Origin of the sequence: Aeromicrobium sp. Root344 (assembly GCF_001425755.1) — a bacterium.
GTDB lineage: Bacteria > Actinomycetota > Actinomycetes > Propionibacteriales > Nocardioidaceae > Aeromicrobium.
On record NZ_LMDH01000001.1, the window covers coordinates 1,609,519 to 1,634,791 of the forward strand.

The 25,273-nt window shown below is 69.6% G+C and carries 28 protein-coding genes and 1 tRNA gene; 20 read left to right on the forward strand and 9 right to left on the reverse strand.

The window, feature by feature from the left end; all coding sequences use genetic code 11:
• Window positions 1-57: 57 nt before the first annotated feature.
• From ASC61_RS07960 to ASC61_RS20065, 9 genes are read left to right on the forward strand one after another with little or no spacing between them, the layout of a single operon-like run.
• Window positions 58-726 (forward strand): SAF domain-containing protein, encoded by a 669-nt coding sequence (locus ASC61_RS07960; RefSeq protein ID WP_056210782.1) that lies wholly within the window; start codon window positions 58-60, stop codon window positions 724-726.
• 3 nt (window positions 727-729) lie between these two features.
• Window positions 730-1,524 (forward strand): hypothetical protein, encoded by a 795-nt coding sequence (locus ASC61_RS07965; RefSeq protein ID WP_056210783.1) that lies wholly within the window; start codon window positions 730-732, stop codon window positions 1,522-1,524.
• The gene (locus ASC61_RS07970; protein WP_056210784.1) at window positions 1,521-2,828 is read left to right on the forward strand and encodes a CpaF family protein; all 1,308 of its coding nucleotides are present in this window, start codon (window positions 1,521-1,523) and stop codon (window positions 2,826-2,828) included. Before ASC61_RS07965 ends, ASC61_RS07970 begins: the two co-directional genes overlap by 4 nt.
• Window positions 2,829-2,831: 3 nt before the next feature.
• Window positions 2,832-3,716: a type II secretion system F family protein gene (locus ASC61_RS07975; RefSeq protein WP_056210785.1), complete on the forward strand. Its 885-nt coding sequence runs from the start codon at window positions 2,832-2,834 to the stop codon at window positions 3,714-3,716.
• Complete coding sequence (locus tag ASC61_RS07980) at window positions 3,713-4,615, forward strand: type II secretion system F family protein (RefSeq protein ID WP_056210786.1); 903 nt, start codon at window positions 3,713-3,715, stop codon at window positions 4,613-4,615. The genes ASC61_RS07975 and ASC61_RS07980 overlap by 4 nt, the downstream gene beginning before the upstream one ends.
• Before the next feature lie 31 nt (window positions 4,616-4,646).
• Entirely contained in the window at window positions 4,647-4,865 is a 219-nt protein-coding gene (locus tag ASC61_RS07985; RefSeq protein WP_056210787.1) for a hypothetical protein, read from the forward strand.
• Window positions 4,816-5,274, forward strand: a complete 459-nt coding sequence (locus ASC61_RS07990) for a TadE/TadG family type IV pilus assembly protein (protein ID WP_056210788.1) — start codon at window positions 4,816-4,818, stop codon at window positions 5,272-5,274. The genes ASC61_RS07985 and ASC61_RS07990 overlap by 50 nt, the downstream gene beginning before the upstream one ends.
• Complete coding sequence (locus ASC61_RS07995) at window positions 5,271-5,714, forward strand: TadE family protein (protein ID WP_056210789.1); 444 nt, start codon at window positions 5,271-5,273, stop codon at window positions 5,712-5,714. The genes ASC61_RS07990 and ASC61_RS07995 overlap by 4 nt, the downstream gene beginning before the upstream one ends.
• The gene (locus ASC61_RS20065) at window positions 5,711-6,346 is read left to right on the forward strand and encodes a Tad domain-containing protein (RefSeq protein WP_056210790.1); all 636 of its coding nucleotides are present in this window, start codon (window positions 5,711-5,713) and stop codon (window positions 6,344-6,346) included. Before ASC61_RS07995 ends, ASC61_RS20065 begins: the two co-directional genes overlap by 4 nt.
• 4 nt (window positions 6,347-6,350) lie before the next feature.
• On the opposite strand, the gene ASC61_RS08005 is transcribed toward ASC61_RS20065, so the two are convergent.
• Window positions 6,351-6,782: a hypothetical protein gene (locus ASC61_RS08005; protein WP_157439419.1), complete on the reverse strand. Its 432-nt coding sequence runs from the start codon at window positions 6,780-6,782 to the stop codon at window positions 6,351-6,353.
• The gene (locus ASC61_RS08010; protein ID WP_056210792.1) at window positions 6,779-8,767 is read right to left on the reverse strand and encodes an alpha/beta hydrolase; all 1,989 of its coding nucleotides are present in this window, start codon (window positions 8,765-8,767) and stop codon (window positions 6,779-6,781) included. Before ASC61_RS08010 ends, ASC61_RS08005 begins: the two co-directional genes overlap by 4 nt.
• 154 nt (window positions 8,768-8,921) lie before the next feature.
• On the opposite strand from ASC61_RS08010, the gene ASC61_RS08015 reads away from it, so the two are divergent.
• The 3 genes from ASC61_RS08015 to ASC61_RS08025 are packed head-to-tail and all read left to right on the forward strand — an operon-like array spanning window position 8,922 to window position 13,415.
• Window positions 8,922-9,506: a hypothetical protein gene (locus ASC61_RS08015; protein ID WP_056210793.1), complete on the forward strand. Its 585-nt coding sequence runs from the start codon at window positions 8,922-8,924 to the stop codon at window positions 9,504-9,506.
• Window positions 9,503-10,591: a hypothetical protein gene (locus ASC61_RS19695; protein ID WP_157439421.1), complete on the forward strand. Its 1,089-nt coding sequence runs from the start codon at window positions 9,503-9,505 to the stop codon at window positions 10,589-10,591. Before ASC61_RS08015 ends, ASC61_RS19695 begins: the two co-directional genes overlap by 4 nt.
• A gap of 19 nt (window positions 10,592-10,610) precedes the next feature.
• Window positions 10,611-13,415 (forward strand): LysM peptidoglycan-binding domain-containing protein, encoded by a 2,805-nt coding sequence (locus ASC61_RS08025; protein ID WP_056210795.1) that lies wholly within the window; start codon window positions 10,611-10,613, stop codon window positions 13,413-13,415.
• Window positions 13,416-13,479: 64 nt separating this feature from the next.
• Here ASC61_RS08025 and ASC61_RS20375 read toward each other — a convergent pair whose 3' ends face one another.
• On the reverse strand, window positions 13,480-13,611 hold the full coding sequence (locus tag ASC61_RS20375; protein ID WP_268750609.1) for a hypothetical protein: 132 nt from the start codon (window positions 13,609-13,611) through the stop codon (window positions 13,480-13,482).
• Window positions 13,612-13,714: 103 nt separating this feature from the next.
• Here ASC61_RS20375 and ASC61_RS08030 point away from each other — a divergent pair, with 103 nt between their 5' ends.
• The 5 genes from ASC61_RS08030 to ASC61_RS08050 all read left to right on the forward strand — a co-directional run bounded on the left by ASC61_RS08030 (window position 13,715) and on the right by ASC61_RS08050 (window position 18,144).
• Entirely contained in the window at window positions 13,715-14,632 is a 918-nt protein-coding gene (locus tag ASC61_RS08030; RefSeq protein ID WP_056210796.1) for a LysR family transcriptional regulator, read from the forward strand.
• Window positions 14,633-14,723: 91 nt separating this feature from the next.
• Window positions 14,724-14,903 carry a YegP family protein gene (locus ASC61_RS08035; protein WP_056210797.1) on the forward strand — a complete coding sequence of 60 codons (180 nt, stop codon included), beginning with the start codon at window positions 14,724-14,726 and terminating at the stop codon, window positions 14,901-14,903.
• A 28-nt stretch (window positions 14,904-14,931) separates the two neighbouring features.
• Entirely contained in the window at window positions 14,932-15,903 is a 972-nt protein-coding gene (locus ASC61_RS08040) for an MOSC domain-containing protein (RefSeq protein ID WP_056210798.1), read from the forward strand.
• 210 nt (window positions 15,904-16,113) lie between these two features.
• Window positions 16,114-17,502: a ricin-type beta-trefoil lectin domain protein gene (locus ASC61_RS08045; protein WP_235503517.1), complete on the forward strand. Its 1,389-nt coding sequence runs from the start codon at window positions 16,114-16,116 to the stop codon at window positions 17,500-17,502.
• A gap of 99 nt (window positions 17,503-17,601) precedes the next feature.
• Window positions 17,602-18,144, forward strand: coding sequence for a sugar O-acetyltransferase (locus tag ASC61_RS08050; RefSeq protein ID WP_200935410.1), 543 nt, complete (start codon window positions 17,602-17,604; stop codon window positions 18,142-18,144).
• Between the two features lie 6 nt (window positions 18,145-18,150).
• Here the strand turns inward: ASC61_RS08050 and ASC61_RS19930 are convergent, their stop codons facing one another.
• The 3 genes from ASC61_RS19930 to ASC61_RS08065 form a co-directional block, all read right to left on the reverse strand.
• Complete coding sequence (locus ASC61_RS19930) at window positions 18,151-18,465, reverse strand: Dabb family protein (protein WP_056210799.1); 315 nt, start codon at window positions 18,463-18,465, stop codon at window positions 18,151-18,153.
• Window positions 18,462-19,673, reverse strand: a complete 1,212-nt coding sequence (locus ASC61_RS19700) for a PD40 domain-containing protein (protein WP_056210800.1) — start codon at window positions 19,671-19,673, stop codon at window positions 18,462-18,464. The genes ASC61_RS19930 and ASC61_RS19700 overlap by 4 nt, the downstream gene beginning before the upstream one ends.
• 341 nt (window positions 19,674-20,014) lie before the next feature.
• A tRNA-Gly gene (locus tag ASC61_RS08065) sits at window positions 20,015-20,085 on the reverse strand.
• 58 nt (window positions 20,086-20,143) lie between these two features.
• On the opposite strand from ASC61_RS08065, the gene dcd reads away from it, so the two are divergent.
• Entirely contained in the window at window positions 20,144-20,719 is a 576-nt protein-coding gene (gene dcd / locus ASC61_RS08070; RefSeq protein WP_056210801.1) for a dCTP deaminase, read from the forward strand.
• A 52-nt stretch (window positions 20,720-20,771) separates the two neighbouring features.
• Here dcd and ASC61_RS08075 read toward each other — a convergent pair whose 3' ends face one another.
• Window positions 20,772-21,347: a hypothetical protein gene (locus ASC61_RS08075; protein WP_056210802.1), complete on the reverse strand. Its 576-nt coding sequence runs from the start codon at window positions 21,345-21,347 to the stop codon at window positions 20,772-20,774.
• A gap of 234 nt (window positions 21,348-21,581) precedes the next feature.
• Between ASC61_RS08075 and ASC61_RS08080 the strand changes: the two genes are divergently transcribed.
• Together ASC61_RS08080 and ASC61_RS08085 are read left to right on the forward strand one after the other, a co-directional pair.
• A complete protein-coding gene (locus ASC61_RS08080; protein WP_056210803.1) occupies window positions 21,582-22,490 on the forward strand; it encodes a pseudouridine-5'-phosphate glycosidase in 909 nt (302 codons plus the stop codon).
• Window positions 22,487-23,308 (forward strand): carbohydrate kinase family protein, encoded by an 822-nt coding sequence (locus ASC61_RS08085; protein ID WP_056210804.1) that lies wholly within the window; start codon window positions 22,487-22,489, stop codon window positions 23,306-23,308. The genes ASC61_RS08080 and ASC61_RS08085 overlap by 4 nt, the downstream gene beginning before the upstream one ends.
• Here the strand turns inward: ASC61_RS08085 and ASC61_RS08090 are convergent.
• Both ASC61_RS08090 and ASC61_RS08095 read right to left on the reverse strand, forming a co-directional pair.
• Window positions 23,305-23,916 (reverse strand): hypothetical protein, encoded by a 612-nt coding sequence (locus ASC61_RS08090; RefSeq protein ID WP_056210805.1) that lies wholly within the window; start codon window positions 23,914-23,916, stop codon window positions 23,305-23,307. The genes ASC61_RS08085 and ASC61_RS08090 overlap by 4 nt on opposite strands.
• Entirely contained in the window at window positions 23,913-25,256 is a 1,344-nt protein-coding gene (locus ASC61_RS08095; protein ID WP_056210806.1) for an MFS transporter, read from the reverse strand. The genes ASC61_RS08090 and ASC61_RS08095 overlap by 4 nt, the downstream gene beginning before the upstream one ends.
• Window positions 25,257-25,273: the final 17 nt, after the last annotated feature.

A 25,273-nucleotide genomic window follows, 5' to 3' on the forward strand; every position in this document is an offset into this window, starting at 1 on the left:
GGGGACGGATCCTGCTGCCCCTCGAGGATGACCAGATACCCCCGAGAGGTGCACCACATGGCACGACCGAGCGCGAACCAGGCCACCGCCTCGCGGCTCCCCTCGACCCGGGAGTCCCGTCCGGCCCTGATCGGCCTCGCCGTCCTGCTGATCTTCGGCGGCGCGCTGGCCTCGGCCTGGCTGGCGATCCAGTCGGGCAACCGTTCGTACTTCGTCCAGGTCGACCAGGAGGTCGCCCAGGGCGCGACGATCTCCAAGGACGACCTGACCCGCGTCAGCCTGCCCGAAGGATTCAAGGGCGGCGTCCCGTCGTCGGACTCCGACAGCATCGTCGGCAAGTCCGCCGCGGCCCGGCTGCTGCCCGGCACGGTGCTGATGCGCTCGATGGTGTCCGACAAGTCCGGTCTCAGCGAGAACCAGACCCGCCTCACGGTCACGGTCGACGCGTCGCCGTTCATCAGCGGCCTGCAGTCGGGTGACCAGCTCGCGCTCGACATCGGTACGTCTGACGGTGGCAAGCGGCAGACCGTGCGCGCCGAGCTGATCTCGGTCGGCGACGAGCAGGGCGGAGCGATCGCCGGCTCGGGTGGCGACGAGGTCGCGATCGTCGTGTCGATCGACCTCTCCTGCCTCTCGGTCGTGTCGCAGGGCATCGAGGACAGGTCCATCACCCCGGCCTTGATCGGCGGCGAGAGCACGCTCGTCAAGCAGACCTGCGAGGCCTGACGCATGGGAATGGTTGCCGTTGCCTCGGCGAAGGGATCGCCCGGCGTGACCACGGCGGCGTTGCTGTTCGCCGCACTGTGGCCGCGGCCGAGCGTCATGGTCGAGTGCGACCCGTCGGGCGGTGACGTCGCGCTGCGGATGCCCGGCATCGACGGCGAGCCTCTCGACCCCAACCCTGGTCTGCTCAACCTCGTCGCCGCCGGCCGCAAGTCGCTCTACCCCGAGCTGGTCTCCCAGCACGTCGAGCAGATCGTCGGCGGGCTCGACGTGGTCACCGGCATGACGGCTCCCGAGCAGGCATCCGGACTCGGTCAGTGGGGCCAGCTCGGACTGCTGTTCGCGCACCTCCCCGGCACCGACGCGGTCGTCGACCTCGGTCGCATCGGGGCCGAGACACCGCAGAACGCCTTGCTGGCCTCGGCGTCTGCCGTCGTGATGCTCGTCGACACCGTGCCGAGCAGCGTCGTGCACCTGCGCGAACGCCTGCGCAAGGTCAGCGACACGCTCGGCGGTGCCGCTGGCGCGCCGATCTACGTCGTCGTGGTCGCGCATCCCAAGCGGTCCCGCACCGTCAACGAGATCCGTGACGCCATCGAGCGCTCTTCGACGCCGGTCGCGGCGGTCCACCACCTCGCGAGCGACGAGACCGGAGCGGGCTTCTTCCTCGGCCAGGTCGTCGGCAATCCCGCCCGCACCCAGCTCGTACGCTCCGCGCAGCCGATCGTCGACGAGCTCGCGGCTCGCACGATGGGCGCGTTCCGGCCCGTCCAGCAGTCCAGCCCGGAGGTCGCCTCATGATCGACCACGACCTCGTCCGTACGCTCCGCGGCCAGGTCGCCGACCGGCTCAACGAGCAGCGTCGCCGCGACCAGATCAGCGGCGTCTCGCCGATGAATGCCGACGACGAGCGCGAGTACGCCCGGTCGTTGATCATCCAGGTGCTCGAGGACCACGCCCGCTACGAGGTCGCCGAGGGCCGGTCCCCGATCCCGGCCGACGTCGAGGGCCAGGTCGCGTCCGCGATCCACTCGGCGCTGTTCGGCGTCGGCCGGCTCGAGCCGCTGCTGTCCGACCCCGACGTCGAGAACATCGACATCAACGGCTGCGACCACGTGTTCGTCCAGTACGCCGACGGTCGCGAGGAGCGCCACCCGCCCGTCGCGGAGACCGACGACGAGCTGGTCGAGCTGGTCCAGGTGCTGGCTGCCCACACCGGACTGTCGAGCCGGCCGTTCGACTCGGCCAACCCGCAGCTCGACCTCCGCCTGCCCGACGGCTCACGTCTGTCCGCCGTCATGAACGTCTGCGCGCGGCCGTCGATCTCGGTGCGCAAGGCGCGACTCGGCCGGGTCTTCCTGCACGAGCTCGTCGCCAACGGCACGATGTCGCCCGAGATCGGCTCGTTCCTGACTGCGGCGGTCAAGGCCCGCAAGAACATCATGATCGCCGGCGCGACCAACGCCGGAAAGACCACGATGCTCCGCGCGCTGGCCAACGTCATCCCGCCGTCGGAGCGCCTCATCACCGTCGAGCGTGCCCTCGAGGTCGGCCTCGGCGAGTACGAGGACCTGCACCCCAACGTCGTCTCGTTCGAGGAGCGGCTGGGCAACTCCGAAGGCCTCGGCCACGTGTCGATGGCCGAGCTCGTACGCCGCTCGCTGCGCATGAACCCCTCGCGCGTCATCGTCGGCGAGGTGCTGGGCGACGAGATCGTCACGATGCTCAACGCCATGAGCCAGGGCAACGACGGGTCGCTGTCGACGATCCACGCCAACTCCTCGCTTGAGGTCTTCAACCGCATCGGCACCTATGCGATTCAGAGTCGCGAGCGGCTGCCGCTCGAGGCGACGACGATGCTGATCGCCGGTGCCCTCGACTTCGTCGTGTTCATCCGGAAGCACAACGACCATGCGACGGGCGGAGGACAGGTCCGCGTCGTCGAGAGCATCCGCGAGGTCGTCGGTCACGACGGGCAGGTGCTGTCCAACGAGGTGTTCGCACCGGACGCCGACGGCCGGGCCGTGCCGCACTCACCCATCGGCTGCATCGCCGACCTCCAGGACCACGGCTACCAGCCCATGGTCCACGGCAGGTGGGCTTAGTCGATGTTGGAGGACTACCGCATACCCCTCGCGGTCACGACCGGAGCACTGCTCGGCCTCGGCTGCGTGCTCCTGGTCTACGCGCTCAGGGGCGGGGAGTCCGACACGATCGAGGGGGCGACGCCGCAACGTCGCAGGGTCTCGTCGCGTACGACCCGGCGCCGGGGCCAGCAGCTCCTCGCCGGGGCGCTGGTGGGCGTCGTGGTGCTCGCGCTGACCCGTTGGGTCGTCCTCGCCGTGGTCCTCGGTGCGCTGGTCGCGTTCTGGGACCGGGTGTTCGGCGGCGCCCGGCACGAGCGCGCGGCGATCGCGCGCATCGAGGGGCTCGCCGGCTGGATCGAGGCCCTGCGCGACACGATCGCGGGAGCCGTCGGTCTGGAGCAGGCGATCCCGGCGACAGCCGTCAACGCCGCTCCGTCGATCCGCCCCGCGCTCAACCTCCTGGTCGACCGCCTCCGCGTACGCGAACCGTTGCCCGACGCGCTCATGAAGTTCTCGGAGGATCTCGACGACCCGTCTGCCGACCTCGTCGTGGCGGCGCTGATCCTCAACGCCCGTCTCCGCGGTCCGGGACTTCGTGACGTGCTCACGGCACTGGCCAGCTCGGCCCGCGACGAGCTCGACGTCCGCCGCCGCGTGGAGTCGAGCCGCCGCAGCACCCGCCGCAGCGTCCAGGTGGTCGTGGGTGTCATCGCCGGCGTCGCGACCCTGCTCGTGCTGTTCAACCGCGAGTACGTCAAGCCCTACGGGACCGTCGAGGGTCAGACGGTCCTGGCCGTCGTGCTGGCGGTCTTCGGCCTCAGCGTGTTCTGGCTCCGCAGCCTCTCGGGTGTGAGCGAGCCCGAGCGCTTCCTGATCACCCCCACGACGAAGGTGCCCGAAGCATGATCCTCGAGCTGCTCGCAGGCGCCAGCGTGGGCGCCGGCATCCTCATCATCGTGATGGTGCTCAGCCGCCCCGTTCCCGGTGTCGCGGCTACCCTCAGCCGGCTCGACCGCACGCGCCATTCGCGTCGGTCGCTCACGGCGAGCGCGGCCGGCGCGGGCGCAGACGGCCGGCTCGAGCGGATCCGCGAGACCGTCGGTGAGCGCATCGAGGCCGAGGTCTCGGCGCGCGGCTGGCAGCTCATGCGTACGCGTGAGGACCTCGCCGTCATGAACCGCCCGATGACCACGCACCTCGGCACCAAGGCGCTGCTGGGCCTGACGGCGTTCATCTGGTTCCCCGCCGTGGTCTTCCTGTTCGGCTTCGGTGGCAACGGCGGGCTCCCGATCGTGTTCGCGCTCATCGCGGGCATCTTCGGGTTCTTCCTGCCCGACCTGACCCTGCACCGCGAGGCCGAGTCGCGCCGCCGCGACTTCCGCCACGTGACGGGCGCATTCCTCGACCTCGTCGCGATGAACCTCGCCGGCGGGCGTGGCCTCCCCGAGGCGCTCATGGCCGCGTCGTCGTTCGGCGACCACTGGGCCATGGTCCGCATGCGGCAGGCGCTGTCGAACGCCCGCATCATGGGCTGGACCCCGTGGGAGGGCATCGCGAGGCTCGGCCGCGACCTCGGGGTCGACGAGCTGCGTGACCTGGCGTCGGCCCTCGCCCTCGCCGGAGACGAAGGTGCGCGGATCCGCCTGTCCCTCATGGCGCGGGCCGAGAGCATGCGTCGCAAGGAGATGGTCGACATCGAGGGCGCGGCCGGCGAGAGCTCGCAGTCGATGTTGATGGCACAGCTGCTGATGTGCATCGCGTTCTTGGTATTCTTGGCCTATCCAGCCGTCAGTCAGCTCAGGTAGGCGACGGCTCCATGCGTCGGGGGAAGATTTCGTGTCAGCAGAACTGTTCTACGCCAGGGCAATCATCGCGTACGTCCACGCCCGCGCAGACCGGGCACGACGTGCAGGCTTCAACGAGCGCGGCGCCTCCGCGATCGAGTGGGCCATCATCTCGGCCGTCGTCGTCGTCCTCGCGCTCGTGGTCGCCAAGGTCATCCAGGGTGTCGTCGAGGACAACTCCAACAAGATCCAGCAAGGCTCCAACACCTGAGCTGCGGGCTCGTCGTGAGCGCGGCACCAGCGCGCTCGAGTTCTCGATCATCGCGCCGGTCTTCCTGCTGCTGATCTTCACGATCATCCAGGCGGGGCTCTATCTCTATGCGCGCAACACCGCGCAGTCGGCGGCGCGCGAGGGCGTCTCCTACCTGCGACTGGCCGGCAACAACTCCGACCCGCGGTCGTTCGTCAACGCGGCCGAGGACGTCACCGAGGGCTACGCCACCAAGATCGGCCGGCTCAAGAACGTCACGGCGATCGGCACGATCGACACCAAGACCGGGCGCGTGACGATGCTCGTGATCGGTGACGCGGTGCTGCCGCTGGGTGGCTCGGTCGAGATCCAGCAGTCCTCCGAGGCGACGCTCGAGCAGTTCCGTGGCGACACGAGGGACTCGCCGTGAGGCGCGGCGACCGCGGCTCGGCCAGCCTCGAGCTGGTCATCGTCGCGCCGTTCCTGCTGGCACTGATGATGCTGATCATCGCGTTCGGCCGCTACGCCCAGACCGAGAACCTCGTCGACCAGGCGGCCCGCGACGCCGCCCGTGCGGCGACCGCCCAGAACGTACGCTCCGACGTCCCCAAGACCGTCAACGAGGTCATCGCCGACGCCATGGCCGATGCGCCCTCCTCGTGCCGCGACACCGCAGTGGCCGATCCGCCGGTCCTGAGCAAGACCGCGTTCGACCTGCCCGACCCCAACAACCCGTTGGCGATCGACACCGTCTCGGTGACGGTGCACTGCACGCTCGACCTCAGCGACCTCGCGGCCCTGCCGCTCAAGTCGGTGCACATCACGCGTACGTTCACCAGTCCGCTCGACCGCTACCGGGGCTACCGATGAAGCGCCGTGACGAGACCGGCTCGATCACGCCGTTCGTCGTGATCGTGTCGCTGGCGATCATCCTGCTGGCCGCGCTGGTGGTCGACGGCGGCCGCCAGCTCAACGCCAAGGGCCGCGCTGTCGCGTACGCACAGGAGGCGGCCCGGGCCGGAGCACAGGCGATCGACGTCGCCGACCCGCGGCTCGACCTCGTCCCCGAAGACGCGCTCAAGGCGGCGCAGCAGTACTGCCAGCAGGCCATGGCGGCCGACTCGCAACTCGTGAAGTGTCGCGCCGAGATCACCCGGATCGACGACCCGGGCGGTGCGTTCAACGCCGTCACGGTGTCGACGCAGATCAGGATCAAGGCGATCCTGCTCGGCATGATCCGCAAGTCCGTGCTCAACGCCTCCGGCGCGGCGCTGGCCCGTCCGGTCAGCGGCATCTCCGAGCCCGACAGTGGCAAAGTGCCCACCGTCGGACCGCCCTCGGTCGCACCCCCGGCGACCGGCAACCCGACTGCCACGGCGCCGCCCACACCGCCGGAGGTCGAGGTGACCCCGTGCACCCCCAAGCCGACGGACAAGCCGAAGCCGACGGACAAGCCCGACGACGACAAGGACAAGCCGGACGAGTGCAAGAAGCCGGACTGACCGGCTACTTCACGCACCCGCCCGAACCGCCGACCGAGGCCTTGCCGAGGTCTTCCCAGACCGAGGCCCCCATCGTCGCGTCGCCCTTGGCGAACCGGACGCTGTCGGAGCCGGCGTCCTCCTTGACGGTCCACCCGTCGGCCCTGAGGTCGTCGGCGATCTCGCCCTTGAGCCGAGCCATCGCGCCGGGCTCGACCGTGACGTGGATCGTGTAGATCAGGTCCTTGCCCGAGTCCTTCTGGCCGGGAGTGCAGTCGGTGATGGTGTCCTCGCGCACCTCCGGATCGCTTCCGAGCCGGGCGGCGAGAGCGTCGATGTCGTGCCGGGCCTGGGCCGCGACCTCGTCGATGGTCCGCATCTGGTCCTCCTTCTTGTCGCCGCAGGCGCCGAGGGCGAGGGCGAGCACGATGGTCATGGTGACGAGGGCTGGTCTCATGGGATGTCTATTCTCTCGCCCGGCGTCGCCCACCCGGTCTGCACGGGTTGGGCGTACGGCGTGGGAGGGAGGTAGTAGTCGGGTTGGCGATAGCCGGTGACCGTGCCGCCGTTGAACACCTCGAGCATGTTGCGCCATGCGTCCGAGTGCTCCTGGAACACGCTGGTGTGCGAGTCGACCCCGATGTTCGGCTCGTCGCTGCCGGCCTTGTTGCCCGTGTCGAGGCGAAGCGTCCCCTCGAACGTGTCGGGATCGGCGCCGTGGCCGATGTTGTCGCCGACCTGCATCCCTTGGATGTCGCCGATGATGTCGCCCGGCGCGGTCATCGAGTAGCGGTCGACGTCGCGCTGGCTGGCCGGGAGGTCGTCGAGGTCCTCGATGTCGTGGCCCATGCCCGCCGACTCGATGTGCAGGACTCGGTCGGCGTCGAGCCCGGCGAGCTCGGATCGGCCCACGACCGCACCGCCGTACGAGTGCCCGGCGTACGTCGTATGGATGTCGTTGGCGGCCCCCGCGGAGTGCGCGGCCTCCTGGCGTACGTCATGGGAGAAGCCGGCGAGCAGAGGGCCGAGGTCGCGGGCGTAGTTGGCGAACGGTGCGTCCTTGACGATGCTGTCGGGCAGGTCGCCGCCCATCCACGAGATCATCGCCAGCTCCCCCGGCCGGCTGTTCTCGACAAAGTTGTTCGCCCGGTCCGCGACGCCCTGGAAGCTCGACAGGTCCGTGCCGGTGCCAGGCACCAGCACGCCGAGGTTCTTGGTCGAGGCGCCGATCGTGCCGTGCAGCTCGGCGATCGCGCCGTCGCCGGACGGGTCGAACAGCAGGATCTGCCGGTCGTTGCGGAGGATCGACTCATAGAGCGAGATGCGGTCCTTGGAGTCGCCGATCGGGCCCTCGAGGTCGTCGTTGTTGAGTCCGAGGAAGTCCCAGTCGTGCTGGTTGTGCTGGTGACGGCGCTCGAGGTCCGCGAGGTCGTCCCGTTCGGCGTCCAGCGCCGCGATGATCGACACGTCGTTGGCGTCGGCCCGGTTCGCGAACGGCACTCCGGACAGGTTGCCGACGGTCCTGGGGAAGAGCATCGCCAGCATGGCGGCGTCGGCCGGACCGAGGCTCTCGAACAGGGCACGGGCGTCCTCGCGACGGTGCTCGAGCACCTCGTCGGCCCCGCCCGGCGAGGTCATGAACGACATCGTCAGTGCCGCGAGCACACCCTCGGGCCACTCGCTGCCGGGCCGCGGCTCCTGGGCGTACAGCCGGGTGGCGAGGTCGGGATGCTCGATCAGGTATGCCCGGAAGTCGTCCGGTGACATGGTGCCGACCTCGGGCGGGAGCGTCCCGGCCTCGATCATCCGCAGCACCATGGCGTGAACCGCTGCCTTGAGCGCGGCTCTTGTGTCGTCGGCCGTCAGGGTCAGCGTCGGGTAGAGGCTCGCGGACGCCAGCGGGATGAGACCGGCACGGATGAGGTCGCGGACGTTGTCGTCGGTCGGGCCCTGCCGGAACATCGAGGCGATCGTGTCGGCCGCATCGTCGATGACCCCTTGCGCCTTGAGGTAGCGCGCCTTCAGGTCTGTCTCGATCCCCGCCGTGACGGCAGTGGTGTCGATCGGGCCGCCGTGCGGGTCCGGACCGTGACGGGCCGCGTCCAGCGCGCTGCTGACGCGCGAGTGGTAGTCGACGTTGATGCCGTCGACCGTCTCGTCGAACCGGTCGACATCGGCCCCGAACATCCGCAGCAGTCCCACGGCGTACTGCCCGTGGGCAGCGAGATGGTGAGCCGTGGTGCTGGCGGCATGCGGATTCGCGACGACGCCGGCGCTGATGTCGCCCTCGATCGCCCGGGCGGCGCGGACCTCGTCGCCCTCGAGCTCGCCGGCGAGCGACTGGATCACTGTCGCGTTGGTGGCTGGGCCTGCCGCGGCTGCGCGCACGGCATCGCCCGTGACCTCCCAGTACTCGAACGGTCCCGCTGTCCGCGTCACCATGTGTCGCCCCCGACCTGCCGGTGTCCTGACGGTATAGCGATCCGGCCTCCGGTGCGAGTGGTCCCATTTCCTGACAACGGGCATTTCTCGGTATGCTGGTGGGGTTCTGCAACAGGATGTCCGGGGGGAATCTTTCGTGAGTCGGCAATCGCTGATGGCCAGCGTCGCAGTGCTGGCGCTGCTGTTGGGCGTCTCTGCGTGTGGCAGCGACGACGACAAGGCTGATCCGAAGCCGACCAAGACGACGGCATCACCCACGCCGACCACGCCAGTGCAGCCCAAGGGCGCCGATGGTGTGACGTACGAGATCCAGAACTGGGATGCCTACGCCGACGATCCCGCTGTGCTTGCCTGGAAGCAGGCGGTGGAGGGCGTGGCCGGGTCCACCAACGCCCGCAAGGTGCTGCCGAGCATGCGACAGGGTCTGTCCAAAAGTGTGTTGCGCACCTACGTCGCCAGCATCAAGCAGGCCTGGAAGGGCGACTGGCACGTCGACAAGGTGGGCGACGCCAAGGTGCAGTCCGTACGCACTTCGGGCAATCAAGCTCGGATGGTGGTCTGCGTATGGAATCCGACCACGGTGTACTACGACAAGAACAACAAGCCCATCGGTGACCCGAGTCGTGCTGAGCTGTCGACGTGGGCTCGCCAGAAGGTCACCATGCGGTTGACGGGCGGCCACTGGATCATGACGGCCTTCAAGTACTCAGGAAAGTGCCCAGGGGGTGCACCCGCATGATCCGAACGAGGCGAGCAGCGCTGTTGCTGTCGGCGGCTGCCCTGCTCATGACGGCCGTGCTGAGCGGCGTGGCGTCGTCGGCCAGTGCTGAGCCCAAGGTGGCGACCAAGACGCCATGTGGGTTGGGGCAGACCTGCCCTGAGAACCCCGACAGCGATCCCGACCCGGACCCCGACCTCAGCACTCGCACCCAGGTCGACGACTTCAAGACCGACACGACGTCGTGCTCGGTGTATGCCAACGGCACCGGCATGGGGATGTACTGCAACACGTTCGGTGGCGGCGACGCCAAGACGCTGCGCGAGAAGTACGGCGACCAGAAGTTCCAGCAGTGCCGCTACCGCGAGCTGCCACCGACGGTCAAGGAGCCCTACAACCCCAATCCCGACAAGGGCCGGTTCATGTTGATGACCTGCCTGGAGAACATCGACTTCGACACCTACAACGGCGGACCCAACCGCACGCTGTCCCTGTCGATCGTGTTCGTCCCGTTCGGCACCGACACGAGCGACCATCACAACGGCATCACGAACTTCCTGTGGAACCAGGTCGACCGCAACAAGCCCATGCCGGTGCCCATCCTCGTGACGCGGCCCAACTCGACGCCCTTGGTCGGCATCCCGACGTTCTTCACGTTCCGCTGGATGGACCCGGCCTCCGGGACGCCCATGGAGGAGACGAGGAACGGCGGTGCCTACCGTGAGGTCACAGCGGGTGACGTCGTCATGCGGGCGCGCGCGACCAAGGTCGTCATCAACCCGCAGCAGCAGGGCATCAAGTCCACGACGTGCCTGGCCGACTCGCCCTATCGCGAGGGCGCGCTGCCGCGCAACCAACCCGCTGACGCGTGCTCGATCATCTTCCCGCGGTCGTCGGCCTCGGCCCGCAAGTACGCCACCAAGCCGATCCCGGCCAACATCAAGGACGCCTTCTACGCCGACGTGTCGGTGACGTGGGAGGTCACCTATGGCGAGATCGGCGGCGAGACGCACACCCTCGGCGACGGATTCGTCATGCGCATGCGCCAGGTCCTGCCGGTCCAAGAGGTCCAGGCGCCCAACCAGCCCCCCACCGTCATCTACTGAGTCACAACAGGAGAGAACGATGACATCCACCATCGAACGATCTCCGCACAACCGGCTGCCCGCGGTCACCGAGGAGCCCAGCCGGTTCCGGCAGGTCGCGACCGGAATCCTCGCGCTGCTCGGCACGCTCGCCATCGTGTTCGGCGTGCCCGTCGCGCTGCTCGCGGCGTTCGGCACGCCGTGGCCCGACCAGAAGCCGAGCGTCGAGTGGCTCAGCACGCCGACCACAGGCGAGACGGTCCTGGGGGTGCTCGCGGTCGTCGTCTGGCTCGCCTGGGCGCACTTCGTCGTGTGCCTGGTGGTCGAGGCGGTCGCGGAGCGTCGCAAGAGTGGCCTGGCCCCGCGCATCCCCGGGGGCGGCATCGGCACCCAGGGCCTGGCTCGCCGGCTCGTCAGCTCGATCGTCCTGCTCGCCGCCGCCACCTCCGTCGGCATGTCGTCGGCCTCCGCCGTCGAGGCGTCGGCACCCACCAACGTCTCGCAGAGCCACCTCGTCGGCGCCGTGTTGGAGTCGCCTGCCGTCCCTCAAGCCGATCGAGCTGAGCTGCCCGACGGCACGCTGCCGGCGGTCAAGACGCTCGACGACGCCACGCCGGTCGACATCGCCGAGGGCGTCACGACCTACTACGACGTCAAGCCGCCGGACGGCCGTCACTACGACACGCTGTGGGACATCGCCGACCGTTACCTCGGCGACGGTTTCCGCTACAAGGAGATCTGGGACCTCAACAAGGGCGTCACCCAGCCCGACGGCCGGGTGCTCCAGAAGGCCGACCTGATCTATCCCGGCTGGGTCATGAAGCTGCCCAACGACGCCAAGGGGCCGGGCCTCAAGGTGATCGACCACGCGGCCGACGCCAAGGTCGACGAGCAGGCTGCAGACGTCGAGCAGGCAGCGCCGACCGACGAGGTCGACACCGCTGCGGCCGCTGCTGACCAGGCCGACGTCGCCACGGCAGACGACACGGGTGGTGGCATCCACCTCGGCTCGTGGTCGCCGTTGTTCGGCGTGGCGGGCGGTCTCGTCGTCGCGGGTGCCTCGCTCGCGCTGCGGCGTCGCCGCAACTCGGCACCAGCGGCCGCCTGGTGGTCGGCGCGTACGCCCACCGACCCTGACCCGCACAACCCCGATCCAGCCTCCCCGCCCCCGGGCGCCAGGCTCCGCGACGAGGCCGACCTCGAGACCTCGAGCTGGCTCGACCGCGCGCTGCGCTCGCTCGGTGGAGCTCCGGGCATGCCGGCGCCGTTGCGCGCGTCGGTCAGCGGTGGCGGCATGGCGATCGCCTTCGACCTGGTCCCCGACGTCCCGCCGCCGGCCGGCTGGTCGGCGCGCGCCAAGGTGTGGACCCTCGACCGCGATGTCGCGCCGGCGGTGTCGGGCCTGTCCGCACTGCCGGGCATGGCGAGCATCGGCCGTCGTGACGACGGCAGCATCCTCATGCTCGACCCGGAGTCGATCAGCGGCGTGCTGTCGCTCGACGGCGACAGTGAGACCGCTCGAGGCGTGGCGCTCAGCATGGCGATCGACACCGCGACCCACGCGTGGGCCGATGACCGCCTGGTCACCCTCGTCGGTTTCGCCGGTGACGTCTCAGCCATAGGTGAAGGCGCGATCCGCCGCACCGATGACCTCGAGCGCGTGCTCGAGAGCCTCGAGAACGTCGCGCGGTTCCAACGGGCCGCCTGTCGTGAGGCCGAGGCCCGCACGATCCGCGAGGCCCGCGCGAACGCGCCAGGGTCGGACTGGACCTATCACCTGGTGGTCTGCTCGGGAGTCCCCAACGCCGAGGAGCTCGCGCACCTCGAGGCCCTGGCGTCCGACCCGCAGGTCGCACTCGGTGTCGTCGTCGTGGGCGGCGTCCGCGATGCCGCCGTGCGCCTGACCGCCCGTCCCGATGGCCGCATCTCGTCGCCGTTGCACAGCGTCGACGTCGCCGCGCAGGTCATCACGCCCGCAGCCGCCGAGGCGCTCGCTGCCCTCTACGAACCGGTCCATGCCGCCCGCCGAGTCAGCATCGACCAGCTGGTGGAGACTCTCGAGTCCGAGCAGCAGGTCAGCGCAGCCCATGAGGCCGTCGCGAGCATCCGGGTCCTCGGACCCGTGCAGGTCGAGGCGTCCGGAGAGGTCGACCCCGAGCGGGTCGAGTTCCTCACCGAGCTCGCCTGCTTCCTCGCGTTGCACCCGACCGGCGTCCATGCCAACCGGATCAGTGCGGCACTGTGGCCGCGCGGTGTCGACCCCCAGGTGCGAGACGGTGCTCTCCGGCAGGTGGCCGACTGGCTCGGCACCACCGCCGCCGGCACGCCCGCGCTGGAGCAGGAGTCAGGCGTCTGGCGCCTGGCCCCCGGTGCCGTCGACCTCGACTGGGACGCATTCCGCGAGGCGCTCAACCGCGCCGCCGAGGACGGCACCCGTCGCGAGACACACATGCGTACGGCCCTCGCTCTGGTCGCCGGCCTGCCGTTCAGCGGCGTGCCGGCCGGTCGCTACGGCTGGCTCGAGTCCATGCCCGTCGAGGGCGACATCGCGATGGCGGTCAGCCTGACGGTGCAGGCCTGCGCCGAGGCGGCCGCCGCCCGCGACGACGAGCCCGCGGCCCGTGCCGTGCTCGCCCAGGGGCTCACGCTCCTGCCCGCGAGCGAGGAGCTGTGGCGTTCCAGGCTGCGGCTCGCGGCTCACTTCGGCGAGCGCGAGGACTTGAGGGGCGTCGTCGACGAGATGTATGCCGCGATCGCCGAGCACGGGTCAGTTGTCGGCTCGTCGGCTGAGACCGACGTCCTGGTCGACGAGCTGGTGCCGGGCTACCGCACCCACGTCGCCTGACGGTCCACCACGACGACGAAGCCCCCGCGAGATCCTCGCGGGGGCTTCGTGTTGGCGGCTGGTGTCAGCGCAGGTTGAACGCGTGGGGGTGGACGCGGGTGGGCACGCGACCCTGGCCGTCGGTGAGGACGGTCCGGATGGTGCGGCCGACCCCGATCACGGTGATGGCGGCAATGGAGATTCCGAGGGCGATCATGGTGGCCTCCTTCAAGGCTGTGGGGGAGTTCGTACCCAAGTATGTAACTGCAGATCGTCAAGCACAAGCGAATAGATCTACACCTAACGTGTAGCATTGCTACATGGACGTCTATCGCCTCACTCTCCTGCGGGAACTGGCCGAACGAGGCACCGTGGGGGCCGTCGCCGACGCGATGAAGGTCACACCCTCGGCGGTGTCGCAGCAGCTCAAGGTGCTCGAGAAGGAGGCCGGCTACACGCTGGTCGAGCCGGCCGGCCGAGGTGTGGCGCTGACGGTGGCGGGTCGCGCGCTGGCCCAGACTGCGACCGAGATCGCGGTTGCGATCGAGCGCGCCGAAGGTCGGTGGCGCGAGTTCATGCAGCAGCCGGCCGGGCAGGTGACCCTCGTGACGTTCCCGACCGGTGGCGAGATGTTGCTGTCGGGCGTGCTGAGCCGGCTGGCGGACGTCCCGGAGGTCGAGCTGCTCTGCTCCGACGAGGACGGCATCACGACGGACTTCGCCGACCTCACCCCGGACCACGACATCGTCCTCGCGGACTCGCCCACGACGGCGGCGACCTGGCTCGAACGCGGCCTCCAGGTCGTACCGCTGATGAGCGAGCCGCTCGACGTGGCGCTGCCCGAGGGGCATCCGTTGGCCCGCAAGGCGAGCCTGTCGCCCAAGGACGTCGTGGCCGAGACGTGGATCGGCGTGCCGCACGACTATCCGTTCGACCGGGTGCTCAGCCAGGTCGTGGCGGCGACCGGAGAACCCGTGCGCGTGGCCCAGCGCATCTCTGACAACGGCATCGTCGAGTCGCTGGTCGCGGGCGGGCACGGCATCGCGATCCTGCCGCGGTTCACGACGCGCGAGCACGGCAACGGCCTCGTCACGCGGCCCCTGGTCGGCATCCGTGCCAAGCGCGAGATCTCCGCGCTGCTGCGGCCGGACCGGTTCGAGCGGCCTTCCGTGCGCCTCGTGGTGCAGGCCCTGCGTGACGAGGCGCGCGCCGTCGCAGACGCGCACGCGGCGGTCTGAGCCCCGCCTGGTGTGCGGACCCATTGTCGCGAGGGTGGCGGCGCCCTACCCTCAAGAGGGTCGGGGGGTTCCGACGACACCAGGAGCACTCATGGCAGGCACGTTCGAGCTCAAGACGGCGAAGTCAGGCCAGTTCCACTTCAACCTCAAGGCCGGCAACGGGCAGGTCATCGCGACCAGCGAGATGTACGAGAGCAAAGCGTCGGCCCTCAACGGCATCGAGTCGGTCAAGGCCAACGCCGCGGGTGCCGCGATCGACGACCAGACCTGATCCCGGTGATCCCCTTCTGGAGGTTGCCATGAGCCGGGTGTCCGTGGGCACCGTCGCCGAGCTGTGGCGCTATCCGGTGAAGTCGATGGGCGGCGAAAAGGTTCAGACGTCCGTCCTGGACGAGCGCGCCCTCCACGCTGACCGTATGTGGGCGGTCCGTGATCTGGAGCTCAACGCGGTGACGACGGCGCGGCGCCTACCTGTGCTGCTGGGGTGCACGGCGCGATACGTCGACGAGCCGCGACCCGGCATCGGGCCCGGTGACGTCGCCGACGTCGTGGTGACGTTCCCGGACGGCATGGAGATCGCGAGCTCCGAGCGTGAGGCGCTGGACGCGAGGCTGAGTGACCTCGTCGGCAAGCCGGTCGCGCTCGTCCCTCTGCCACCTCTGCACGACAAGTCGGCCTACCGCGGGGTGCTGACGTCCAAGAAGGACATACGTCAGCAGTTCGGGGTGGCATCCGACGAGCCGTTGCCGGACTTCTCGATGTTCCCGTTGCGGAAGCTGGCCGAGCTGGCGATCTACGCGACACCAGTAGGGATCTTCGCCGACGCGTACGCGCTGCACATCGTGACGACGTCGAGCCTGCGCACCATGGCCCTGCACGGAGGCGACTTCGACGTACGCCGGTTCCGGCCCAACATCGTCATCGACAGTCCGCTGGAGGGCCTCGCCGAGCAGGAGTGGATCGGCGGCACGCTTCAAGCTGGCGAGGTCAGTGCCCACGTCGAGATACCGACGATCCGGTGCACGATCCCCCTGCGCGAACAGGCCGGCGTCGTTGCTGACGCGGACGTCATGCGCTCGGTGTCGCGTCATGGCGAGCGATGCCTCGGGGTGTACGCCGACATCGCCGTCGGGGGTGCTCTGTCCGTCGGCGACGTGGTCCAGCTCGATCCTCCCCGCGCGCAGAACGCGGCGGCCGCCTCGCTGGCGCGCCTGGCTGGGCGGGTCAAGCACAACGCGGTCAAGACCGGCAACCGGATCCTGCCCCGCTGACCTTGGGCAACTCTTAGGTCGCCTTCGCTGCGTGAGGGGTTGACGGATGATCGTGACGAGTGAGACCGTCGTCACACCCCCCAATGTTTACGCAAACAAGGAAGGCTCTTCTCGATGATGTTTACGCAACCATCACTCCAATCGCAGCGTGCTCACCGATGGAGAAGCGTCCGTCACCGCATCGCCTCGGGGGCGATCGCGGCGACCGTCGTGGCATCCGGTGCCCTCGCGGCGAGCACGGTCGCGTCGCCGGCCGACGCGTCCCCGGCAGCGCATGGCCGCGGGACCACGAGCGAGTTCCGGGGCGTCAACTGGGCGGACCCCCGTGACAACTACGCGTCCGACGAGGTCGTCCCCTCGGGTCTCAGCACCTCTGACAGCTATGCCACGACGTACCGCAAGGCGTCGGTGATCGTCTCGCAGTTCCGGCACAAGCTGAAGGCCAACACGATCCGGTTGCCCATCAACCCTTCGAGCGTCGGGACGGCGTGGTGGAAGTCGTACCAAGGGGCGATCGACGCGTCGACCGCGAGTGGCTTCAAGGTGATCCTGAGCTACTGGGAGGCCAATGACGCCAAGGACGGGCGGGTCGACGACACGGCGGCGTTCAACGCGATGTGGGACACCGTGGTGCGGAAGTACCGGAACAACCCGCACGTGTACTTCGAGCCGATGAACGAGCCGTTCGGCTACTCGCTCGACGAGTGGGTCTCGCTGACCTCGTCGTGGCTGGCTCGGCACAGCGACGTCCCGCGCAAGCGTGTCGTCATCTCCGGCACCGGCTACAACGACAACGTCACGGGCGTGGGCGCGGCACCGGAGCTCAAGGGCACCCTGCTGTCGCTGCACTTCTACGGCTTCTGGGCCTCCGACACGACCGAGGCCGCCTGGCTCGCGAACCTCAAGCCGCGCATCGGCTCGTACGGCTGGCGCACGATCATCGACGAGGCCGGCTCACCCATGACGACCGGGCTCAACTACGGCAACCACGAGGGCAACGTCTACACGTCATACCTCGGCGCGCTCACACAGACTGCGCGGGAGCAGGGCATGGGGCTGGTCTACTGGCCCGGTCTGCGCGACGGCGACGCGTACTCGATGACGACGCGGGTCGGCGACCGGCTCGAGGTCAACAGCGAGAGCGGTCTGGCGCAGGTGCAGTGGGGCTGGGGCCTGCTGAAGACCGAGCCCACCAACAACCTGCCGCCCGCCCCTCCAGGTGAGGTGCTCCGCGGAGTCGAGAGCAACCGGTGCGCCGACGTGCCCGGCTTCTCGACGACGAACGGCACCGCCCTCGACCTGTGGGACTGCAACGCCGGCGGCAACCAGCTGTGGAACTGGACCGCCGAGAAGCAGCTCACGGTGTACGCCAACAAGTGCCTGGCGATCGGCGGCGAAGGGGCGACCGCCGGTAGTCCGGTCGTGATCGCGGACTGCACCGGCGCGCCCGACCAGCAGTGGGAGCTCAATGCCGACCTGTCGGTCAGCAGCGTCAGTCACCCCGGGCTGTGCCTCGAGGCCGCCGGCACCGGGAACGGGTCGGCGGTCACCGTCGAGTCCTGCAGCGGCGGGTCCAACCAGCAGTGGGCTCGCACGTAGCACCAGATCGTGGCCGCCCCCGAGTTCCTCCACTCGGGGGCGGCCGCACGTCCGGGCGAGCCTCCGGCGCCGCGTGAGCACGTCGGGAGATCATCGGGGATGCCCGACGACTTCCTCATGCGGATCGACAGCCCCGAGTTCACGGCGATGTCGGAGCGGGTCCTCGAAGTCACGGCCCTCACGTCGCGGCTCAACCGCCTGCCGTTCGAGGACGAGGCGGGCAAGGCGGCACTGTTCGAACAGATTCTGGGTCGGCCGCTGGCGCCAAGGGTGACGATCCATCCGCCGTTCTACACCGATCACGGCCTCAACCTGGACATCGCCGAGCGGGTGTTCATCAACCAGGGCTGCACGTTCCTGGACTACGCGGGCATCCGGCTCGCCACGCGCGTGATGATCGCCCCGAAGGTCACGTTCATCACCGGCGGTCACCCCGTCGACCCCGCGGATCGCCGGGTGTGGCTGACCGGCGAGCCGATCGCCGTGGAGGAGAACGTGTGGATCGGGGCCGGCGCCACGATCCTGCCCGGGGTCACGATCGGCCGTGACTCGGTGATCGCTGCCGGTGCGGTCGTCGCCGATGACGTACCGGCACAGTCGCTCGTGACTGGCGCGAAGGCGACCGTGCAACGTACGTGGTGAGCGTCGTCAAGCCTCGACGTCGACGTCGACGTCGACGTCGACGACGGCCACGTGGCGCAGGCACGGCTGAAGCAGCTCCACGGCAGCAACGTGTTCTGGAGCGGTGAGGTAGTGATCGCGATCGGCGGCCGAGCCGAACACCGCGACGAGTGCGTGCGTGTAGCCCTGCGCGAGGCCCTCTGGGCTGACGTTCGGGCCGACGGTCATCGAGATCACGCCGGGCAGCGACCGTAGTGCGCGCAGCGCGTCGACCGCTGCGTCAACCGCGTCGGGCTGTTCGGGATCGAGCTCGAAGAGAACCGTGTGGACGACCTGGGTCATGGAGTCATGATCGTCGATCGACTGCGTGGCGCGCGCCGCAGGCGAAGGAGGAGGAATCCGCCGAGCAGGACGGCAATCGCCCCGCCGGCCCAGCGCAAGGGCCCGCGGGGGTCGCTGGTGCCGCTCGGCTTCGCCACGCTGCCGAGTGGCCTCTGCCACAGATCTGTTGCCAGAAGGGGTGCGTTGAAGATCTTCCCGCGACCCGCCATGTCGATCGTGACGACCGTGCCGGTCACGACGTCGACGACCTGGACGTTCCTGCGGAAGTGACCGACGACCACATGGCGGTCGTCTCGCCATCCCAGCAGCTCTTCCGGGTCGACATCGAGCGGAACACGATGATGGCGCGCCTCCTCCACCGAGCGGCCGGCATGCAGCACCCACTGTCCGCCTCCGAGGTCCGCAGGTTGGCTGATGTAGGCGAACGAGGTGTCGTTGGGGGACCAGGATGCGGTGACCACATTTCCGCTGAGGGCGTATGACGCTCGCTTGCCTGAGACCGGGTCCTGCCGGTACACCGTGCGACCCCGTGCCCAGACGAGAGCGTCGGGCGCCGAGCCCGGATTCGGGAGCCAGTAGTGCCCCGGCTTCTCCAGCACGGTGGGGGTTCCGTCCGTCACGTCCCATGCGACGAACTCGTGACCCTTGGTCCTCGGCGCATCGGCCGACTCGTAGCTGGCCAGGAGGTGACGTGAGTCGCCGGAGAAGACGAGGTCGGCCAGGGTCCCCCGGATTCGCCCGCCGGCAGGGGCGTCGAGGTTGCGGACCTTCCGGTTCATGGTGCTCATGACCGCCCAGCCGAGAAGCTCCGTCGTCTCGTCGATGCTGTCCGCGTTGGTCGTCTCCACCCGGGCCCAGGCGAGCCACCGACCATCGGGGGACAGCGCCATCCAGGTCGAGAGCCCCAGCACGTCCCGGCCGACCCCCGGCAGCTCGACCCAGCGGGACCGGCCGTCGGTGGCCGAGACGCCGAACAGCTCCGGCGACTCGCGCTTGCCGTTGAGCCCTGAGGGCCTTGTGCGCATGGCGACCCCGATCGCGGCCAAGCGGCCCGTCGACGCTTCGTCGTCGGACCAGGTGCCGGGTGCGTTCACGGTCTTCGGCAGGTGCGGGGTGTCGTGGGTGGCGGCGGTGCTCGTGGCGGGCAGTCCGGTGCCGCTGACGAGAAGCGCCATCGAGATCGCCGCGATGCGGCGGCGCGTACTCACCGGTCCTCGATCGTCATGCCACATGGTGGCTGATGCGGCATCGCCCGCGACGGGGTTTCAGGTTTTGCGCGGGGAGCCGATGACGGGATCCCTGGAGCCGATGACGGGATCCCTTTGAGGGCAGTCCCTGGTGGCGGCTTCGCCGCGGAGGAGGAACTGCGACGGAGGGGCCCACTCGATTCCCGCCCTCGTCTCCTCGCTGCGCTCGGAGCCGATGACGGGATCCCTTTGAGGGAGGGGCTGGAAGGGCGGCTTCGCCGCGGGAACAACCCCTCGACGGAGGGGCCCACTCGATTCGCGGGATCGGCTCTCTGGCGTAGGCGCTCCGCGCCGGAGCAGAGAGCCGATGACGGGAATCGAACCCGCGTGTCTTGCTTGGGAAGCAAGCGCTCTGCCATTGAGCTACATCGGCGAGGCCGCAGAAGCGACCGAGACCAGACTACCGAAGCGGGATGCGTTAGTTTCGACTCGTGCTCCTCTCCGACCGCGACATCCTCGCCGAGATCGACGCCGGCCGGGTCGCCCTCGACCCGTTCGACCGCGAGATGATCCAGCCGTCCAGCATCGACGTGCGGCTCGACAAGTTCTTCCGGGTGTTCGACAACCACAAGTACCCGCACATCGATCCCGCCGCCGACCAGTCCGACCTGACGCGCGAGGTCGAGGTGGGCAGCGACGAGGCGTTCATCCTGCACCCCGGCGAGTTCGTGCTCGGATCGACGTACGAACTGGTGACCCTGCCCGACGACATCGCGGCGCGCCTCGAGGGCAAGTCGTCGCTCGGCCGGCTCGGGCTGATGACGCACTCGACGGCGGGGTTCATCGACCCCGGGTTCTCGGGGCACGTGACGCTCGAGCTCGCCAACGTGGCGACGCTGCCGATCAAGCTCTACCCCGGCATGAAGATCGGCCAGGTCTGCTACTTCCGCCTGACCTCGCCGGCGGACAACCCCTACGGCTCGGCGAAGTACGGCTCCCGCTACCAGGGCCAGCGCGGTCCGACGGCGTCGCGCTCGCACGCCAACTTCCACCGCACCGAGATCTGACGTACGCGAAAGGGCCCCACACCGAGAGGTGCGGGGCCCTTCGTCGTACGGGTCAGGCGCTGTGGCTCCTGCGAGCGCGAAGCGCGATCGCTGCGCCCGACGCGGGCACGAGGGCGCCACCGGCGAGCAGCCAGACGAGCTCGAGGCCGCCGTCGGTCTGCTCGTCGGCCAGCCCGGCGTCGACGCGGGTGGGCAGCTCGACGGTGTCGGTGGCCGGGACCTCGGCGACATCGGCGACCGGCTTGTCGTCGGAGCTGTCGTCCTTGCCGCCGCCGTTGTCGGGGCCGTCCTTGTCGTCATCGTCGTTGCCGCAGGTGCCGTGCGTGGGGCAGGGCGCCGGGTTCGTGATGTCGCCCGGTCCGTCGGGGTGCGTGGGCTTCGGCTTGGGGGCGACCTTGTCCTTCGGGTCGACCGGGGGCTTCGGCTTGGGCAGCGCGATCTTGTCCTTCGGATCGACGGGGGGCTTGGGCTCGGGGATCGCGATGTCGTCGATCGGCGGCTGCGGGTCGGTGTGCGGCTGCGCGATGATGATCGGTCCGTCGGTGGCCATGGCGCTGGTCGGCACCATCGTCAGGGCGGCGGTGGCCAGAGGTGCGGCGACGATCAGGTTGCGGATGATGCGGTTCATGTCGTTCTCCTGGTGGTGTGATGCTGCTGTGGAAGTTGGTGTGTTGCTTGCTCAGAGGTAGGAGCATCGAGCCCGACAGGTCTTGCAACTTTGCGAGAACTTTTTTCGGCCGGACCTGTCGAGCGGTGCGGCAGTCGCCTTTCGGCAGGCCTGATGGGCGACCCGGACACCGGCTCGTACGAGGAAGGGCGACTGAGTCACCGCCCCGCGAGAGGGCGTGGCTAGGCTGGCGCGGTGAGCCTTCCCCTGAGCGTCTCCCCCGCCGTAGCTGCAGCTCTGGAGGCCGGTACGCCGGTCGTCGCGCTCGAGTCGACGATCATCTCCCACGGCCTGCCGCGCCCCGACAACCTGGAGGCGGCTCGCGGGTTCGAGGCGATCCTGGCCGGCATGGGTGTCGTGCCGGCGACGATCGCGGTGCTCGACGGTCAGCTCAAGGCCGGGCTCACCGATGAGGAACTCGTACGTGTCGCCGGCGAGGACATCCCGAAGCTGAGCGTCCGGGACCTGCCGATCGTCCTGGCTCGTGGCGGCAGCGGTGCGACCACCGTCGCGGCGACGTCCTACATCGCCAACCTCGCCGGCATCCGCGTCTTCGCCACTGGCGGACTCGGCGGCGTGCATCGCGGTGCGGCCGAGACGTTCGACGAGTCCGCCGACCTCAAGGTGCTGTCCGAGGTGCCGATCACGGTGGTCTCCGCCGGCGTGAAGTCGATCCTCGACATCCCGGCCACGCTGGAGCGGCTGGAGTCGCTCGGCGTGATCGTGCTCGGGTTCGGGACCGACAAGTTCCCGAGCTTCTGGCTCACCGACTCCGGCTTCGAGCTCGACTGGGCGGTGCCCGACGCGGCAGCGGTGGCTGACGTCATGGCGTCCCGTGACGAGCTGGGTCAGCCTGCTGCGATCCTCGTCGCCAACCCGCTCCCGGTCGCCGAGCAGCTCGACCCGGCAGTGCACGATCGCGCCCTCGCCGACGCGCTCCGCATGGCTGACGAGCGGGGTCTGTCCGGCAAGGAGGTCACGCCGTTCCTCCTGCAGACGATCGTCGGGCTGACCGGCGGCGAGAGCCTCGCGGTCAACCTCAAGATCGCGGAGAACAACATCCGCGTCGCCGGCGAGATCGCCCGGTCCTGGGCGTCGCGATGATCCTCGTCGTCGGTGATCTCGTCGACGACATCGGCGTACGCCCGCTCGGCACGGTCAACCCGGCAAGCGACACGGTCTCCGAGATCCGCATGACGGCCGGCGGTTCGGCGGCCAACGTCGCGGCATGGCTCGGGCACCTCGGTGCGAACGTACGTTTTGTCGGCCGGTGCGGTGCCGACGGCGTCGCACGGCACACCGCTGCCCTCGAGGCGTACGGCGTGGATGCCCGCATCAGCGGTGACTCCGACCTGCCGACGGCCACGATCGTGCTGACCCTCGACGACGAGGCCGACCGCACGATGTACGTCGACCGGGCAGCCAACACGAACCTGACCGCTGCCGACCTGCCCGCCGACGTGTGGGACTCCGTGACCTGGCTCCACCTCACGGGCTACTCGTTCTTCGACGACGGCGTACGTCCGCTGGTGCAGGGCCTCGTCGCCGAGGCGAGGCGTCGACGTGCCGGGGTCAGCATCGACCCCAGCTCTCTCGGCTTCCTCCAGTCGGCCGGCCGGGAGACCGTGCTCGCCTGGCTCGAGGACGCGGACCTGGTGTTCCCGAACGACGACGAGCAAGGGTTCCTGGCGCTCGAAGGCGACCGCGTGGTGCTGACCCGTGGCGCCAAGGGCGCGGTGTTCCGCGGACATGACCTGCCGGCGCTGCCGACGGGCGTCGTCGACACCACAGGGGCGGGCGACGCGTTCTGTGCGGGCTTCCTCGCCGCATGGGTGGTCGACGCCGATCCCGAACGAGCCTTGACCAGCGGTGCTCGCGCGGCCGCAGCGTGCGTGGCCGTACGCGGAGCGCGTCCGCTCTAGACGAGACCGCGGATGCGGGCCTCGAGCGAGGCCTTGACCGCTCCGGTGACCGCCACCTCGATCTGCTGCTCGAGCGCGTCCTGGTCGTCGAGGTTCGCCAGCACCGTGCGCAGGTCGAGGTCGTCGATCGCGCGGACCAGGACGTCGTCGGTCTTCAGGGCTGCATCGATCGCCGAGTCCGGCAGGGCTCTGATCAGGCTCTTGAGCAGGTCGTTGAGGTCTGTCGAGTCGAGCGACTCGTCGACCAGGGCGGAGGCCGGGGGCAGCGTGCCGTCGGCCTTCATACGCGTGACCGCTGACTTCAGGCCGCCACGCAGTGCGTCGATCTGGGCGTCGGAGGGACTGTCGGTCTGCGCGAGCTCGAGGGTGAACGCCTCGCGGCTGACACCGAGACGGCAGGCCGCACCGTCGATGCCGAGCAGCACGAGCCGTTCGGTGAGCCCGTCGATGCCCTCGGCCTGCGACGTGACCGCGCGGGCGGAACAGGGGTCCGCCGGACGGAGGGGCTCGTACTCGCCGCCGCCGTGGGCGAGCTGCACCCCGACGACGCCGCAGACCAGGACCACGGCCGCCACGGGCAGGCCGACCCAGCGGTGCAGCCCAGTCATCGGGACCTCCGACGGCCGAGCGGGATCAACGTCATGAGAGCCAGCAGGGCGAGTCCGGCACCGATGAGGAACGAGTCCCTGAACGCTCGCGTGGCCGCGCGCTCCACCTGTGCGGTGAGGTCGCGCTCGAGCCGCGCGGCGGCGGGTCGCTCCGCAGGATCGAGGTCGAGCTTCGCGAATGCTCGGTGCAGGTCCGGCACCTGTTGGGCCTGCGCCGACAGCTCGCCGCCCAACGCCTCGGCGACCGCGATCTTGTCCTGCGGAGGAAGCGGAGCGTCGAGCACCAAGGAGGTGATGGCCTGCTGGGCCGGCACCTGGGCGTCCCTGAGGTCGGCGGTGAACACCGGCGTGAGGATCGCGAGCCCCACCACCACGCCGATGTGCCGGGCACCGATCGTCCATCCGGCGTGCTGCGCTCGCGGCAGGCGCATCTCCATCGCGCGCGTGGTGAGCTGGTCGACCGTGAGCCCCAGCCCGAGGCCGACGAGGGCCTGCGGCGCGATGGTCCAGGCCAACGATGCGGACGGCGGGATCGCGAGCCCGACCAGGCCGCCGGCGACGAGGAAGCAGCCGACGGCGACCTCGACCTCCGGTGGCGGCCGCAGGAGCCGCGCCAAAGGACGCGCGGCGATGGCAGCGAGCGGCACGACCGAGACGGTCACCGCCGCGGTTGCCGGCGAACGGCCCCAGCCCTGCACGAGCAGCAGCACGAGCAGGAACAGGGCCGCTGTCAGCGCCGCCGACATCAGTGCGAGCGTGACGTTGGCGCGTACCGAAGGCCGATGCCGGTCCGCCACGACGACCGGGGCGGCGCGTACGGCGAGGGCAGCGGGCACGGCCAGCACCGCGACCGGCACCTGCACCACGAAGATGGCCTGCCACGAGATCGCCTGGGTCAGCAGCCCGCCGGCGACCGGCCCGACAGCGGTGCCGACCACCCCGGCCGTGATCCACGAGGCGACACCGCGCCGCTCGCCGTACGCCGCGACGAGCAGCTCGAGGCAGCCGATCAACGCCAGAGCACCGCCGACCGCCTGGAAGCACCGCGCGGCGATGAGGACGTCGATCGAGCCCGCCACGGCACACACCGCAGACGACCCGGCGAACACCGCGATGCCGAGGGCGCTGAAGAGGCGCGGCTGCGCGCGCGAGAAGCCCATCGCCGCTGGCACCGCAGCGAGGCCGAGCACGAGGTTGTAGGCGATCAGGACCCAGGCGACCTGACCCACCGACGCGTCGAGGTGCACGAGGATGTCCGGCAGCGCGAGGGTCACCACCGCGGAGTCGGCGAGCACGAGCGCCACGGTCACGATCAGCAGGGGAGCCACGGCGCGACGCATCACCCCATCGTGGCAGG

Bases quoted from the DNA above. Each gene is read 5' to 3' on its own strand.
- ASC61_RS07960 (WP_056210782.1), top strand. From the start codon at position 58: ATGGCACGACCGAGCGCGAACCAGGCCACCGCCTCGCGGCTCCCCTCG.
- ASC61_RS07965 (WP_056210783.1), top strand. From the start codon at position 730: ATGGGAATGGTTGCCGTTGCCTCGGCGAAGGGATCGCCCGGCGTGACC.
- ASC61_RS07970 (WP_056210784.1), top strand. From the start codon at position 1,521: ATGATCGACCACGACCTCGTCCGTACGCTCCGCGGCCAGGTCGCCGAC.
- ASC61_RS07975 (WP_056210785.1), top strand. From the start codon at position 2,832: ATGTTGGAGGACTACCGCATACCCCTCGCGGTCACGACCGGAGCACTG.
- ASC61_RS07980 (WP_056210786.1), top strand. From the start codon at position 3,713: ATGATCCTCGAGCTGCTCGCAGGCGCCAGCGTGGGCGCCGGCATCCTC.
- ASC61_RS20065 (WP_056210790.1), top strand. From the start codon at position 5,711: ATGAAGCGCCGTGACGAGACCGGCTCGATCACGCCGTTCGTCGTGATC.
- ASC61_RS08005 (WP_157439419.1), bottom strand. From the start codon at position 6,782: ATGAGACCAGCCCTCGTCACCATGACCATCGTGCTCGCCCTCGCCCTC.
- ASC61_RS08010 (WP_056210792.1), bottom strand. From the start codon at position 8,767: ATGGTGACGCGGACAGCGGGACCGTTCGAGTACTGGGAGGTCACGGGC.
- ASC61_RS08015 (WP_056210793.1), top strand. From the start codon at position 8,922: ATGGCCAGCGTCGCAGTGCTGGCGCTGCTGTTGGGCGTCTCTGCGTGT.
- ASC61_RS19695 (WP_157439421.1), top strand. From the start codon at position 9,503: ATGATCCGAACGAGGCGAGCAGCGCTGTTGCTGTCGGCGGCTGCCCTG.
- ASC61_RS08025 (WP_056210795.1), top strand. From the start codon at position 10,611: ATGACATCCACCATCGAACGATCTCCGCACAACCGGCTGCCCGCGGTC.
- ASC61_RS20375 (WP_268750609.1), bottom strand. From the start codon at position 13,611: ATGATCGCCCTCGGAATCTCCATTGCCGCCATCACCGTGATCGGGGTC.
- ASC61_RS08030 (WP_056210796.1), top strand. From the start codon at position 13,715: ATGGACGTCTATCGCCTCACTCTCCTGCGGGAACTGGCCGAACGAGGC.
- ASC61_RS08035 (WP_056210797.1), top strand. From the start codon at position 14,724: ATGGCAGGCACGTTCGAGCTCAAGACGGCGAAGTCAGGCCAGTTCCAC.
- ASC61_RS08040 (WP_056210798.1), top strand. From the start codon at position 14,932: ATGAGCCGGGTGTCCGTGGGCACCGTCGCCGAGCTGTGGCGCTATCCG.
- ASC61_RS08050 (WP_200935410.1), top strand. From the start codon at position 17,602: ATGCCCGACGACTTCCTCATGCGGATCGACAGCCCCGAGTTCACGGCG.
- ASC61_RS19930 (WP_056210799.1), bottom strand. From the start codon at position 18,465: ATGACCCAGGTCGTCCACACGGTTCTCTTCGAGCTCGATCCCGAACAG.
- ASC61_RS08075 (WP_056210802.1), bottom strand. From the start codon at position 21,347: ATGAACCGCATCATCCGCAACCTGATCGTCGCCGCACCTCTGGCCACC.
- ASC61_RS08085 (WP_056210804.1), top strand. From the start codon at position 22,487: ATGATCCTCGTCGTCGGTGATCTCGTCGACGACATCGGCGTACGCCCG.
- ASC61_RS08090 (WP_056210805.1), bottom strand. From the start codon at position 23,916: ATGACTGGGCTGCACCGCTGGGTCGGCCTGCCCGTGGCGGCCGTGGTC.
- ASC61_RS08095 (WP_056210806.1), bottom strand. From the start codon at position 25,256: ATGCGTCGCGCCGTGGCTCCCCTGCTGATCGTGACCGTGGCGCTCGTG.